Raw genomic sequence first — 15,341 nt, forward strand, 5'->3', positions numbered from 1 at the left:
ACCACAATAAATTAAAATTGTGGCCGGCACGCCTCATTCCCAATGTTACTTGGTATTTTATGCTTGCTTCAAGGGTTCATGCTTGAAGATATCTGCATCGATTTCTCTAGTATTGAAGTTAGGAAAATCTCTCACAGATGCCATGACCTGAGGGTCACCGGTAACCATTCTAAGCAGCTCATTGGTACCCACTTTTAAATAATAGGTAGCCGGACCTTTGCCATTTGGTCTCTGGAAGTGCCAAATATCAGCCTCAAATCCCAGTACATCGCAAGTGCCTTGATGCTCAGCATTGCACGTTTGCAATACATCTTGCATTAAAATTAGCTCATGACATGGGTCGACTTCATCATTCAGTACTTCACCTTTGAACTCGCTTTGTTTGTTCATGTGTTCACGAGAGTAGGCCACTTTTGCTTTAAATGACTCATTAGTACCAGGGTACATAATTTCTGACATCCACAATCTATGGCCTGTTTTTTCCTCGCTCCATGGGTTAAATAACCCATCGATACGACATACGCTTTTACTGTAATCAAACCAGCAATAGCCTGATGTTATGTGTTCTTCAGGTTGCATAGGTGACCAGTAAGAAATGTAACTACTGCTCCATTGCTGTGGCAATTTGGGTGGAGTCATTTGCTTGTTTAGTTCCACGTTACTTTTCTCCACGGTCTAAAGCTCTTTCCAATGCTTGGCCCAGTGCGGCTGGCAGTGGAGGGAGTTGACCACGTCGTTCAGCAAACCCTTGCGCAACTTCACCTGTGGATAGATGCATTCTATCCTCTACTGACTCAAACCATAAGCGGCTCACAGTGGCATGTTGATCAAACAGTTGCATTACAGGCATGACATGTTGATTAAAGTCTTCAAGTGCTGCAGTAACATTGTCTGGGTTATCGTAGACCGCTTTTACTAATATTTGTGCGCCTACAACAGCCATTGTCGTGCCGTGGCCGATGGAAAAGTGACCGGACTGGAGTGCATCACCTAAGAGTGCCACATTGCCATCGTAAGCTTTCTCATGGCTCAACGTCATAAAGTTACGCCATTTCAGACCTTCTTGTGCAATCACAGCTTTACCATCTAGCTCATCTTCAAATACCGAAGCAATAAAGCGTTCTGCATCTTCTGTCGTCATTTCATCTAAGCCAGACTTTTTATATGTCTCTTCGCTACATTCAACAACAAAGGTACTCATTTTGCTGGAATATTTATAAGAGTGTGCAACAAAAACACCTTTTGAATGTGCTTTAAAGATAAGGTTCATGGCATCAAAAGTTTTGGTAGTGCCGTACCACATATAGCGGTTTTTACCGAACTCTACCTTTGGCTTCAATGCGTCACGATAATAGGTTGTTGTGTGATTAAGCCCATTTGACACAACCACTAAGTCGTAGTCATTAGACGCCAACTCTGCATCTGTTAAAACTGGCTGTTCAAACTCAATGTTAATACCCAAACCAATACACATTTGGCGTAATTCTCTGACCATTGATTTTCGTTCTGCACCGCATAATGTGACACCCGTGCTTTTCATGGCACTCTGGTTGTGGTGAGTGAGTTTAAAATCTTCAAGGTACTGCGCATCTAAAGTTTCATAATTAGCAAGATACGACAGAGGATTCGCTGGATGGTGTGGGGCACGTCCAGGTAATACAACCCCCCAACCAACGACGTTATCATCGGGGTGGTTTTTCTCAATGATTTTGATATCCCAATCAGGCTTCAATCTTTTTGTTTCACTCGCAAACATCAGGCCAGAAGGGCCAGCGCCAATCACTAAAATCTTCATTAATTCATTCTCCCTATTTTGTACCAAACATTTTGCTTTTCTTGCTCGTCTCGTAACTCACTGTAACGCATTGAAGTGAAGTATAATTTTTCAGCCATATCCGGCGGGTAATGGTCTGGGAATTTTTGATTCATATAACGTGCAAAGCGTGCACGCATGAAGAAAATTGGGTCTGAACAACTGAGTACTTCGTAGTTTGCTCTGGCCATGTCTTGCATCGCGTCGGCTTCTTTTTTACGTTGTTCAGTAAACTCACTTAAAATCTTTTCGAAGTCATCTCCGTATTGACCGAAGAGTTGATCAAGCACAAAGGAGTCTTCGAGTGCCATATTCATACCTTGTCCGAGGAAAGGTGCGGTGGCGTGTGCGGAATCACCTATTAACAATGCCGTGTTTTTATAATGGAAAGTTGAAGAACGGACATTGATCAAGTCGTTACTCGGCTTAATCATAAATTGCTCAAACATATCATGGCGGATATCTTCTGGCACCATTGGGTAGTACTGGTCAAAAAACGCCTTCATGGCTGTTCTATCATCACTGTGTAAGCTCACTTGCCCAGTGTATGGTAAACAAACCGCAAAGCTGATGCTGCCATCTGGAATGGTTGCTGCACGTCCGGCAAATTGACCTTCTGAGTCCATGCCAAAGAAGTACAGTAAATCTTTTCTTAGGCCAACTTTTGATGCGTCTGGTACAACGAGCGTTTTGTAGCCATGTTTGAAAAAAGATTGGTGAAATTCAAAGCGTCTGCAGTTTGCTTGCATTGCTTCGCGCAAGCAAGAACGTGCGCCATCTGCGCCAATAAGCAAATCACCTTTGTGCGTAGTAAAATTACCTTCACTGTCTTTGGTCATTAAGCTGCAATCATCCAGATCTACTTCAATACAGCGTTGGTCGTAGTGATAGTGAACGCCTGCTAGTTCAGCATACTTGTTGAGTAACACCTGAAATGCGCTGCGGCTCAGTGATAACGGTTTTAGCTTATCAAGTGGTGGAAGTTCACGCGTTTTAGGTTCACCTTTTACAAAGAATGACATGCCTGAGACTTCTACACCGCATTCTTGTAATTCAGCCAGTGGAATGCCAGCAGCGACAACCGCCTCAATACCTCTCACTGTCATACTAACGCCAATTGCGCGCGAGCTGACTTGGTCAATGTAGTCTGCTTGGCTTAGCAAAGGGTTACCGCGTTTTTCTATAATGTGAACATCATATCCACGTTTTGCTAAGTAAATGGCTGTTAAGCCACCGGCTAGACCGCCGCCAATGACAATTATTTTCTTCATATTTACGCTTCCCTTGAAAGTTTGCCAGTTGCGATTTCTTGCATCTGATTTTGAAAAAACTCTAATAACTCAATTTGTGTTTGTGGTGGCGTGGCCGAGACCATACTTTTAGCCATGCTTACCAAATCTTTGCATTGCCTTGAAATGGCCATGCATCCTTGTTCTAAATTGTCGAAAACTTCCGCTGAAATTGCCTCGGGGACAGGGGGACCCGCGTTTCGTCCTAATTCGCCAGAGGGGAGGGTCATCAACTGTACTGATAAAGGTCTTAAAATCCCCGTCATCAGGTCAATTGCACCATTCATCAAGCGTGAGCGACGCATGCTACCCAGAGGCTTGATAGCAAAATGTTGCATCATCAACTGAAACATTAATTCGTGACAGCCTTTGTAAAAGGCCATTAATTCCACCGCTTCTGGATCTGTCACGAGGTTACAGCCCTGACGTGATTCGAACACTGGATTTTTTAACACAGGGTACGCCGGCTCAAACGGAATATCGCTGTGTGTCAGTGCTTTTGAAATGGAGCGCAGTCGATTAAAGTGACTGACTTCAAATTGGGGTGAGTCGGCAGAAACCCCTTCACCTTGCTCTGTTACAAAATTGATGGCAAAAATTGCTGTCTCTCTGTCATAGACTTCAAATTGATAACCCGGATACTCTCTATTAATAATTTCGTTTAAGAATAAATGGTGTTCACCACCTAAATTAACTTTTTCTGCTGAGAATAAATCTGGTAACTCGCCAATCGCGACAGTGATATCGTTATAAAAGTCCGCAATAGACTTGCCGACAGTTGGAAAGAAAGCTGGCCACTCAAAGCGCACAAATTTAGCAACGACATGCTCAGAAAAAGGTTCAAAAGAGAACTCGGTATCTAAGCCGAACTTATCTTTTGCCTCTTCACCTAACACCGGTCTTCCTGGATAAAAAGGCTCACCCAGTGCCATAAGCAAGTTATTGACGACTAAGTAGTGGATCATTTCTTCATGGGCTATCTCTAATAGTGCCCCTCGCCAACCGCTGTTTCTGCGCCTGTCGGCACCGCCATTGACCAGCTCAAGTTGTGCTTGTTGCCACCTTCCTGCTTTGACGAAGTGCTCTCCAACGCCATAGTTTGGCAGCGAGTAGGCACTGTATAAATATTGAAGCATGATTGAAAGTTCAAGATCGACAGCATCCCGCAGCGCGTCTATTAATTGTGCTTTATTTTTAATGTTCCCCTTAGCTTTAAACTGAGGCTTTTGAGGAGGTAAGACTTTTGGCATTGCAGACTGCTCAACATTGCAAAGGTATTTTAAAAAGAGTTGAGCATGGGCCTCTGGCATTTCACGGGTACTAGGCATGTAGTAGCTTTTGTCACGATTGCGCGGGTCACACATTTGCCACATCAGTCTTGCATAGGTTTCACATTTGCATTTGTCGGCCATGCTAAACACGGCTTCGGTCATAAACGGATAAAACAGCTCGTAGTAAGCCATAACATGCTTATACAAAAAGTCGTAGTCGACTTGCTCTGTTGGTGTATCCATGAGCGCCCAATCGTCAGGCAAAACGCGCACTAAAATCGCGTTGTGATACTCGCCTAAAAATAATTCGGTACTTCCAGCTTTTAGACTCTCTATATTGACTGTGCCTTTGCCGTCTGTATCTGTGGTAATAAACTGGTCACAAGACAGGGTTTGTGCATCTCTAACATGGGATGCAAGCTTGCCAATCGACATTGGCTTGCCTTGATAGTAACTGCGAATGGCTACTGATTTTGTACTTTTTTCACCCTGAATATGGTTAGGGCTTTCCATCGAAAAAATATGTTGTTCGGCTTGAATGTGCCAGTCACTTTCGTACCAGGTGTGCTCTTCTGAGCATAGTCTGAGAGACTGCTGATGAAATTGTTCATCAAATTGTTGGAGCGGAATATCAATAACGCCAGAGTTCAGCAGGTTATCTTGATAGTCGTCTACGCTGATTGTCGCGATGATTTGTCCATTGCTTGATTTTAGGTAGAGATTACCTAAGTTCACTTTACTACTTAGCTTTGGTGGCATGCCATTTTTGACTGGCAGGCTTTCTTGATAGCTATCATGTGGCAAGCCTATCGCTGCATTAATGCTTAACCAGTCCTGACCGATTGAAACCGCAATGGGTGCATACTGCTCGCTATTTTCAGGCCTTAAGATGCGGCCAGTGGGTGAAGTCATCATGTCTTCTTCACGCCATAAACCAATGGTGCCATGCAAATCACAAAACACGGGCATATTTGGCGCAACTGGAGGAGATAAATTACTCACACAGTACTGCACGGTTAAGCCTAAGACCTTTGGATCATCTAATGCACTTTGCAGCGCAGCCAAAAATTCTGAATCCAACCCTAATTGATTGAATAAAAACGCTTCGCTATCTTTTCTAATTGAAAATTGGAATAGTCTAGCTTCGCTCATTTCTTCGTATAAAAAGTGAGAAATGGGCTGTGCGATATAGCTTTTATTCATCCATCGCACTCCGTGAGTGCAATCTATGTCAGATGATAATACGTGTGTTGTATTTGCCGACGCTTTTGGGTCTGTAATTGTTAATTGACCTGCGTATATCAATGCGGAGTCTCTGCGCGTGGGATCGCTGTCTACCCATCTAGCACGGTTAAAAGAAGTCCTTAAGTATTCGTTATAGTGCCCCCAAAGAGACAGCTTGTGACCAACGAGTTTATCATTGGTAATATATTCTCCCGGCTTCAACTGTACACTGGTGATCAGTGTATTTTCCCAGCTAAAATGGTTGTTTCCCCGCATATTGTATCCAGCGGCGAGGTTAAACGGTCCAGATTCATCTACTCGTCCTTGTGCATTAAATTTTGGCCCGATATCCATTAAGTACTCGTGGAAATGAGCAGGTGGTTGGGCCACATCATAGGGTTGTCCGTCTTTTATTGCCGTATTGGTCGCAATATCTAAGGTGTTATTGATATTGCGATTTGCCGTTGGGACGTTAACCCGTGCAATGCCTTTAAAATGAACTCGGGGAAAATCGAGAATACTCATTTAATTCAAACTTCCTAGTTACTTTTCTTTAGTCTGTACTGTATAGATGACAATTAAACGTGTGCCAGTTCTTCGTTTTTGAGTGCCTGAACTTGCTCAGTTTCCAGTCGCTTCAATAGTGTTTCAGCTGCACTTCGCCCAGCCATAATACCGCCTTCCATCCAGCCACAGTGCGGTGTATAGGCATCACTCGCAGAGATTATGCGAGACTTTTTATGTACTAACGTCATAGGGTGGTTTGGGCAACATTCTTGAGAGAACTCTACGCCATGGGTCCAATGTTTGTATGTATGAATGTGTGGGTCGGGTAGTTGGCTTTCATGGCAACGTAGTGCTTCCGCCATCAGTGTTTTTACCGTGCTGAGGTAGTGAGCTTCGCCTTTTAAGGTTGTATCACGCCAAAAATTAGCGTAATCACTGTCGGTATAAAAAAATACATACCTATTGTCCTTAAAATACAGTTTTCGCATCGGGTTATTGGTAATCACAACATGATCTGCAAGATCTAACTCTTGCCACCATGGCGCATCGTAAAATAAAAACCCTTTGAATAGCGGAATTGAACCGTAAGTATAATCGCTCCAATCCTGTGGGAAGCCACAATTGAGTTTCTTCATTGCCGTAGGTGGGAAAGTTAGGATCATCTCACCTTCGGTGATAGTGACTTCTTGCTTGCCGTCTTTGATTAACTTGAGTGCAGAGCCGTTATTGCCAGTTTCTATGCTTGCAAGTTCGTGGTCAAAGTAAAACTCAACACCATGTGCCAAAGCTTCTTCATATAACTTTTCAGTTAGCGCCGAAAAGCCTTCTTTTAAATTAAACCACTCGTACCCCGCGTTTTCAGAAAAGCCTTGTATTTCAGGGTGCTTTTCTATGATATCAAACGCAATGTGCGGTGAAATATTGGGTAAAGACAAAGAGTCGTAGCCCAATGCGTTGATCATTTCCTTAGCTTGGTGCCTGCCAACATAAATAGTAAGGAACTCTTCAAATGAATCGTTTGGGTGCTCATCACACAGAGGTTTCAAATTTTTTAAAATACTCTTTAAACTTTTATGCAATGCTTGTGGGCGCTTTAGTTGTGTAAAAGGGAATGTTTCGTATGGCAAGTTTAAAGACGTTACTTGCTCCTTGACATTGTGATGAAGTTGGGAAGAAAACCTGCCTGCACCCAGGTCTACAAAGTGATCATTGACTTTAACTGCATGTGCTCGACCACCAACTCGTTTCTTGTGTTCATAAACCTTGATTGAACTTTTTTTGCATGCTTTTGATTTTGCTAATGTAAGCGCGCAAATAATGCCTGATATTCCTGCACCTATGATCGAGATAGTGTTTTCTCTAATCGCCATGTTCCATATTTCCTTGAGTTTTCCTAAAAACTTATAGCTTTAAATGAAACTTCATCAATAATTAACATTAATTAAATATCAAATGTCACTTTTAAGCCGGTTTATTCACTGGTTCACGATGAAATTAAATTCGTATTCCCTAAAATCAATCGATTACGATAATTCAAACCCGCGGTATGCGTTTTATTAAATGATACCACTGTTGTTCCTCATAATTAACAAAGATCAGTAAAATGTTATTAAAATAATGATATTTTCGGTCTGAAATAAATCTTTAATTGTTTTTATTATTGCAATTTGTGCATTTGCTCTATTGCAAAGTTAGCCTTAATTTTATTTTCGGGGATAAATCAATATGCAGACTAGGTGATAAATCGATGAATTTTTGTTTTCAATTTGGGGATAAATATGTAGGAAATGTGGAGCTGTAATTTCATTGCATTACAAGTCAGGTTACAAAGTAAACACCATAGAGGGGGTAGTTCTTTAAGACTATTGACTAAGAGTATGAAATTGCAGAACTAATGATATTAAATGGTGCGTTTTTTAAGGGAAATGAAGATTTTGAAAGGGGACTTTTAAAATGAGAAAATTTCTTTGTGAAAGATTGAACTTTTAACGAGAATTTGATCTGAGTTTGTACCGGTTACCTAGAGTAGGAAAACAATAGGTAACTCGGTATTTGTTTATTTGCAACGGAAAAAGTAAGATGAATTTTTTATAACTTCGTGCTTTTCTAATTCTTTTTTATGATCCTGTTGAGTGTGAAAATTGAAAAGCTAAGGGCGAAAAGTCCACCAGCGACGTCTGCAATGGGAAAAGACCACCATAAAGCGTCCGAACCATATAGTTTTGGCAGAGTTGCCATTAGAGGTAAAAGTAATACATAAGTGCGGGCGGCATCCAACATGGTTGCAGGGATTGCTTTCCCCATTCCTTGAAACAATCCACTGGACATCATGCAGAATCCTGCAGTGGTAAAGCCTGCAAATGCCACCAAAGCGATTTCTTTACCTAAATCAGTTACTAACGTATCACTGGTAAAGAGAGCAATCAGCCAATGCGGGTTCAAGCACAGTATAAAGGTAACAATTAGCCCCCACACAGTACTGATTAAACATGCGACCAGATAAGCTTTTTTAACTCGAACAAATTCACCCGCGCCATAGTTAAAGCCAGCTAAAGTTTGCAGCGCTACCATCATGCCTATAATTGGTAGAAATAAAAACATGTAACAACGTACCAAAATTCCGTGCGCCGTGATGAGTGGCTCGGAGTTTTGTGCAAACACCGTTGAGATGGAATAAACTGTCGCGGCTAAGATCACCGAGAAGCCACCGTGCGATAATAAGACCGGTAGCCCTAAGCTGAGCATTTTCAAATGAACTTGGAGTGGACTCAGTAAACTACGACGTTGGAATTTAACAGCGCTTTCGCCTTTCGATTGCAGCTGAATTGCAATAACTAAGGCGATACTCAAAGCACAGATTGTTGCCCAAGCAGCACCTGCAACTCCCCACTCAAATACGAATATAAAGAGGGCATCTAATAAAATGTTCAATATTGAGGCTGTAGAGAGTACTTGCATCATGGCTTTAGGGTTTCCTGAAGCTCGAAAGCCCTCAGTAATTTGATTGCAGATAAACCCAATTACCCAAAATAGCACAATGGGCGTTATGTAGCTGGTCGCCTGAACTTGCAAAGTTTCTGGCACAGCTAGCAAACTAAAAATACTGTCAAGATTCAAGTAGGTGAGCGTGCACAGTACTAATGCGCTGATAATGGCTAACATAAATGAAGCCGAAAATACTTCATCGGCATCTGCCTGTCGTTTCGCGCCCAAATATCGGGATACGAGTGATGCCATGCCACTGCCGAGCATTGTACTGATAGCGATGAGTATCATTTGTATCGGGAAAACGGCTGAAACAGCCCCCATTGCTTGCGCGCCAATTCCCTGAGAGATAAATAGCGCATCAACAAACGTATATAGTCCATTGATGACCATACCTAAAATTGTTGGGATTGCTAAAAAGCAGAATTGTTTAAAGATAGGTCCGGTGAGCAAGGGAGAATCTGCTTGCTCCTCGATTGTGCTCATTTCTGCTGTAGTCGTACTCATGCTTATTCCTTGTATTCTGATATTAAAGCTGCGGATAGTTTACTGAAAAAATGTTTCTCAAGGTTAATTTTGTGTTTTAAATTTTTAATATTGTGTTTTTTGTGGTTTTAATTTGACCACATTATATCTAGGAGGGCGCAAGGCTAAATTGCTAAGGTTATAATTTATTTCATAAAAAAATGTGTTGATGATGTCTTTTTTATTAATTTTTGTTGATTTGCAGTATGCATAGAGTTGGTGGGGAACAACCTATTCGAGGTTTAATGTGATGCTCAAAGGCATGAAACAAAGCACTAAACTTTTAATTATTTACGCGTATTTATTATGTTATATTATATCTTTTGAGTTTGGGGAGATTTAAATTGCGTAGTCAAATTCAGCTTGTTGGAGACAAAGTATCTATTGGCTTAGCCACCATGTGTTTAATTCATTGTATTGTGTTACCTATTTTATTTGTGGCTTTACCGTTCTTATCTGCGAGCTTTTTGCAAGAAGAAGCGTTTCATCAGTTGCTGCTAGCAGGCGTACTACTTACAAGTGTCTTGGCGTTACTATCAGGATGTAAAACGCATAATAAATGGCATATTTTTTCGTTTGGAATTACAGGATTGGCGGTACTAACGGTAGCGGCAATATTTGGACACGACTTACACCATGATTATGGAGAAACGGTTTTGACCATCATCGGGAGTGTGATTGTCGCTTTTACACATATAAAGAACATAAAAGAATGTAAAGCCGTAAAGTGTTGTTCCTCTTAATTCGAGGAGCAACCCAGACTTCCACTACCCCTCAAGTTTTCCCGCTTAAGACTTTAATGTTTACTCCCGCCTCAGTGATAAGTGGTTGGTTTGCTTAGTATGTACTAAGCTCAGAGCATCAACGATATGCTTTGGGAGGCAAAGTGCTTCATTCATCTTGTCTTATTGGCTGTTTGCTTCCTATTGGTCAATCTATACCTAGACCAAAATCAAAAAGATATGCTTGTTATTTTACCTTATCAGAATGTCAATTAACTTCGTTTGAACTCGTGGGAGACTGACATGCATCCGATGAAAAACTTTGTCAGATTGCCCATCGCTCTCAAGATTTTTGTTGTGGTGGTGTTTGGTTTATTGGCTCAAGTAGCAACCCTGCAATTATTTACTCTGAAACAAACCGTGGATAGCCACCTTAATACTCGAATGGACGAAGTGTCGAGCTTATTTGTACAAGCACAAACCGCGCTTGAGTTTATGGTTTCTGAGGGGAGAGTCGATGCGGTTGATAAATATTTAACTTTAATGAAATCTCACTCCGATGTTGAGTTGGCGGTTGTATTCGATGATCAAGGCAAAGTGCGCTTAACTACGCGCTCTGATTTTGCAGGAATGACCGCTGGGTCAATCTTAGAACAGTTCGACGTCAACGAACTAGTTTCATCAAATTTGCCACACGCTTTAACGAAAAATGAAACCTCGAACTTTTTTGACCGCCAGTCTAACTTATTTGTGATATTAGGTCCGATAGTTGCGCAAGGTACTTCAAATAAAGTGAATGCAACGCACTTATTGATCTTGGCAGATTACTCTTTTGCAGAAAAATACATCGAAAATTCAACGATGCATGCCTTTACGCCTCTCTTTGTTATCATGCTCGTTACCGCCCTGTTGGTTGCGATGATCTTTCACATATCGATTCAAAAGCGATTGCAAAAAATATTCACGCACTTTGATAGCTTTCATGCTGAGAAAGGTATCACGTTTATTGATATTGGGGGGAAGGATGAGCTCAGTGAGTTAGCGAGAAGAAGTAATATATTGTTCCGAGATTTAGCTGTAAGTCACTCCACGGTTAGTCAGCAAAAAGATTACTTCAAAGCATTATTTGAGGGCATTACAGATGCCGTGGTCATTGTAGATGAGCAAGGTGCAATACTCGATTTAAACCATACTGCTAAAGAGTGCCTGCTGAAGGATTTGACGGATTCTAAGCAATTTGACGATCAGTTTAAATTATCTCACGATTGTGACCAAAAACAATTGGTTTCTCTTTCCAAAGAGGCGGATAGCCATAGAGGTAAAAGTATAAAAAGCTTTTGGCTAAATCAACAAAAATGGCATGCGATCAACTTATCAATTACCAAGCTTACAATGGCAAGGCAGGGGCTGTCCTGCTACTTGATAGCATTCGTAGATCAGCAAAAAGAGTTCGAACTGACGTTACAGTTGCAATTGAGTGAACGAAAACTTTTTTCCATTATCGAAAACCTGCCAGAAAGTGTGTTTCTACTGCAAGAAAATGGAGAAGTTGCGTATCTTAACGGGCAATTTAAGCGCTTTTTGACTACCGAATCTAAGGTATCGAATGCAGAGGAGTTATTAAAAGCATGCCCAAGAAATATTGCAATCTTCTTAGAGCAACGCATGCAATCTGTCATGTCGGGTGACAGCTATATAAGAGAAGAAGTACACTACAAGTTTCGTGGAGAAACGTATTATTGCGCCATTACTTTGTTTCCTATTATCAAGCAAAACAAAAGTAATTATGCAATGGCAGGGTTTATTTCTGACATAACTGTACAAAAGAAAACCGACTATGAATTACAGCAAATTCAGAGGCGTTTGGCAGAGTTAGTGCGTCATGCACCAATGGCGATAATTGAATGGGATCAGGCACTAAATATTGTGTTTTGCAATCAGGCCGCCTCAGAATTGTTCGCCAGCTGTCAGCACTCTTTAGTTGGCAGTAATTTATCGGAGTTAGTTGCGGTCGACTTCTATTCAGATTTAGAACGTTATTTGCTGCAAACTATATCAAATGAACACCATGCAAAACAATTAATCGCCATCGCAGATAAGCAAGGCCGACAGCGCGTTACTGAATGGCATAGCTTTATACTATCTGATGAGACCAGTGAGGTTGCGAGATACGCATCGCTCATTTCTGATATTACGATGTTACACGAGGTCATTGAATCCCTTGAGCTTAAAGAGGCAGAAAAAGATGAAGTACTCCAGTCAATGGTTGACCCTGTTATCACTATCAATGACAAAGGGCAAATATTGACTTTTAACAAAGCTGCCGAGATCGCATTTCAATATGATGCACAACATGTGATAGGTGAAAATGTCAAAATGCTGATGCCAGAGGAATTTGCGATGCACCACGACTCTTTTTTACTTAACTACATCACAACGGGTCATAAGCAAGTAATTGGTATCGGTCGGCAAGTTATTGGTAAACGGGCCAATGGAGATGTATTTCCTATGCACCTGTCAATCAGCGAATTGCCAATTATGCCAAACGGGGTGAGAAGGTTTATCGGTAACTGTGTTGATTTAACCAATATAAAAGAAAAGGAAGAGCAGCTTAGACGCTCGATGAAAATGGATGCGTTGGGAAAACTAACCGGAGGAATTGCGCACGACTTCAATAATTTAATTGGTATCATGTTGGGGTATAGTGACATCATCTCGATGCAATCAAGCCTCGAACCCGAAATCAAAAGCTACGTACAAGAAATAGTAAAAGCTGGAGAGCGGGCAACCAATCTGACCCAAAAGCTTTTAAGCTTTTCTAAAAAAGAAAGTGCGCTGAGTGAGGTGTTTTCTTTAAATGATGCGCTTCTAGATAGTCGTCAATTATTAGAAAAATCGTTAAAGCCTGATGTAAAACTTATTTTTGACTTGGCACAGGACTTACCGGATGTGCAGCTGGATAAACACGACTTTGATGACATGATATTAAACCTGGTGATTAACAGTGTTCAGGCAATAAAAGAGGCCGGTAGTGTGACTATCAAAACAAGTCTGACTGGTATCAAAATGATAAAATAGACCAGTCAACGAGTTTACATGTCAAGTGTGAAGTAATAGACACGGGGGAGGGGATACAAGATCAGCATATAGATAACATTTTTGATCCATTCTTTTCTACTAAAGGTGATAAAGGCACAGGCTTGGGGTTAAGCCAAGTGTACGCATTTATTCAACGCAGTTTGGGCGGCGTTGATGTAAAGAGCAGTCAAAGCGGCACCACATTTGCAATTTATTTTCCTGCATTGGAATCCAAATCTAAACTGATGTCCCAAGCTAAGCTCAATTTTGAACATGTGCATCAAACGCCATGCCGTATACTGGTCGTTGACGATGAAGCATCATTGGCAGATGTGATAGCAAAACTTCTGTGTCAGGCTGGTCACACTGTAGACACAAAAACTTGTGGTATGGATGCGCTGGAGGTGTTAAAAGAGCACTCGTACGATTTGATCATTTCCGATGTACTCATGCCCGATGTGAACGGCTTTAGTTTGGTCAAACAAGCGCAGGGGCTTCACCCAGAGATAAAAGTTCAGATGATAAGTGGCTACGTAGACATTGAAAAAGTCAGTGATTTCGATAGTGCGTTGTACGCCAATATTATTCGCAAGCCGTTTCGTCCTCAGGAGCTATTGAACAGAGTTGCAACGCTTTGTTCAAAATAACTCAGGCTTAGTATTGTTTAAATCGAGTTCGGTTTCTAATTCTGGCGCGACCTTTTGCTCCATTTCAAAATACTTATCTGTTTTTTGGATAATATTGGTTAAGTTTGATTTCAATAAGTTAATTTTCGGTTCAATAGAACCGAGGCTTTTCGCTTCTTTTTCAATTAAATTAGCAATAAATTGTTCCTGCTCTTCAGTGAGATCTAAAATGTGAAAGCTGGATGTAATTTGTTGGTTTAAGTCATGCATTACCTCATGAATTAAGCATTTATACTCTTCAGATAAGGTATGCAATTCACCAATGCCCGAAGTGATGTCAACGACGATTTGTTCCATCGCCTGTTGGCGATATAAATCGAGTAACTTGGCTTCTAACCCTTCTATTATCGCAACAGAAATATCATTAATTGCGCCGCTATCCTCAGGAGATTCTGGTAGGTTTTTTATCAGAAAGGATATGTGTTTTTCATTTACAATCAGACGCCTGCCAAAGCTATGTAGGCGACCTTTTGTACACAGTAGTTCAAATATATTTTGCTCTATTGGGCTGATACTAGCGCCACTTGGACCGTAAAACGTGATCTCTTCTTTTTTGACCATAACACTGGTAAGTAATCCCAATTGTTTCATCGTTGCGAAAAATTGATTGATTACTTGATGCTCATTTTTACATTGGTTTAGTGATTTAAAGAACTGCATGACCAAACTATAGTGGGAGGCCTGTTGCATTGAAGAGAGGGCTAAGGTGATTGACTCTTGTTCACTGGCTTTGAGTTCTACCTGTGATTGAATAAACTCAGACACCTTCTGTACTTTGGTAACGAGCTCTTTGATTTGAAATGGTTTTGCAATAAAGTCATCAGCGCCTACGTCAAAGGCACGCAAACGCATATCTAAATTATTGTACCCGGACACCAGAAACAAAGCACAATGGCTGGTTAAAATTTCTTTTTTGATTTTCTCACACGCAGCAAGCCCATCAATACCGGGCATACTAATATCCATCAGAATCACTTGTGGGCTATAATCTTCAAGAATCTCGTAGGCTTCCTGTGCTGACGACGCTTGTTTGCAAGAGAAAAACGGCGTTAGTGCGGCTGAGATCATTTCTCTTACTGGTTTTTCATCATCAACTATTAGCACCTTGGCGTTGCCCGACATAATTCTTATACTCCTACTGTGAGCTGGTAAAACTAGGTAAAATGTACCACTCCCAACAGCATAGTGTAGAACGATTATATGTGCTAAAAAAATATAGCTTTAGCGAGGACTATTTATCT

10 protein-coding genes are annotated in these 15,341 nt (G+C 41.2%); 3 read left to right on the top strand and 7 right to left on the bottom strand.

Going from position 1 to position 15,341, the window contains the following annotated elements:
• Positions 1–57: 57 nt before the first annotated feature.
• From vioE to A7985_RS01575, 6 genes are all read right to left on the bottom strand, one after another.
• Complete coding sequence (gene vioE, locus A7985_RS01550) at positions 58–657, bottom strand: violacein biosynthesis enzyme VioE (protein ID WP_081310469.1); 600 nt, start codon at positions 655–657, stop codon at positions 58–60.
• Position 658: 1 nt separating this feature from the next.
• Positions 659–1,795, bottom strand: a complete 1,137-nt coding sequence (locus A7985_RS01555; protein ID WP_065788684.1) for a tryptophan hydroxylase — start codon at positions 1,793–1,795, stop codon at positions 659–661.
• On the bottom strand, positions 1,795–3,084 hold the full coding sequence (locus A7985_RS01560; RefSeq protein WP_065788685.1) for an FAD-dependent oxidoreductase: 1,290 nt from the start codon (positions 3,082–3,084) through the stop codon (positions 1,795–1,797). Before A7985_RS01560 ends, A7985_RS01555 begins: the two co-directional genes overlap by 1 nt.
• A 2-nt stretch (positions 3,085–3,086) precedes the next feature.
• Complete coding sequence (gene vioB, locus A7985_RS01565) at positions 3,087–6,122, bottom strand: iminophenyl-pyruvate dimer synthase VioB (RefSeq protein ID WP_065788686.1); 3,036 nt, start codon at positions 6,120–6,122, stop codon at positions 3,087–3,089.
• Between the two features lie 53 nt (positions 6,123–6,175).
• Positions 6,176–7,474, bottom strand: a complete 1,299-nt coding sequence (locus A7985_RS01570) for an FAD-dependent oxidoreductase (RefSeq protein ID WP_065788687.1) — start codon at positions 7,472–7,474, stop codon at positions 6,176–6,178.
• A 736-nt stretch (positions 7,475–8,210) separates the two neighbouring features.
• Entirely contained in the window at positions 8,211–9,596 is a 1,386-nt protein-coding gene (locus tag A7985_RS01575) for an MATE family efflux transporter (RefSeq protein ID WP_065788688.1), read from the bottom strand.
• 362 nt (positions 9,597–9,958) lie between these two features.
• Between A7985_RS01575 and A7985_RS01580 the strand changes: the two genes are divergently transcribed.
• The 3 genes from A7985_RS01580 (at position 9,959) to A7985_RS26725 (ending at position 14,061) form a co-directional block, all read left to right on the top strand.
• Positions 9,959–10,357, top strand: a complete 399-nt coding sequence (locus A7985_RS01580; protein WP_081310388.1) for a MerC domain-containing protein — start codon at positions 9,959–9,961, stop codon at positions 10,355–10,357.
• A 282-nt stretch (positions 10,358–10,639) separates the two neighbouring features.
• Entirely contained in the window at positions 10,640–13,414 is a 2,775-nt protein-coding gene (locus A7985_RS01585) for a PAS domain S-box protein (protein ID WP_065788689.1), read from the top strand.
• Positions 13,411–14,061 (top strand): response regulator, encoded by a 651-nt coding sequence (locus tag A7985_RS26725; RefSeq protein WP_256096658.1) that lies wholly within the window; start codon positions 13,411–13,413, stop codon positions 14,059–14,061. Before A7985_RS01585 ends, A7985_RS26725 begins: the two co-directional genes overlap by 4 nt.
• On the opposite strand, the gene A7985_RS01595 is transcribed toward A7985_RS26725, so the two are convergent.
• On the bottom strand, positions 14,053–15,222 hold the full coding sequence (locus tag A7985_RS01595) for a response regulator (RefSeq protein WP_065788691.1): 1,170 nt from the start codon (positions 15,220–15,222) through the stop codon (positions 14,053–14,055). The genes A7985_RS26725 and A7985_RS01595 overlap by 9 nt on opposite strands.
• Positions 15,223–15,341 lie beyond the last annotated feature (119 nt).

The organism is Pseudoalteromonas luteoviolacea (assembly GCF_001696455.1).
GTDB classification, from domain to species: Bacteria; Pseudomonadota; Gammaproteobacteria; order Enterobacterales; family Alteromonadaceae; genus Pseudoalteromonas; species Pseudoalteromonas luteoviolacea_C.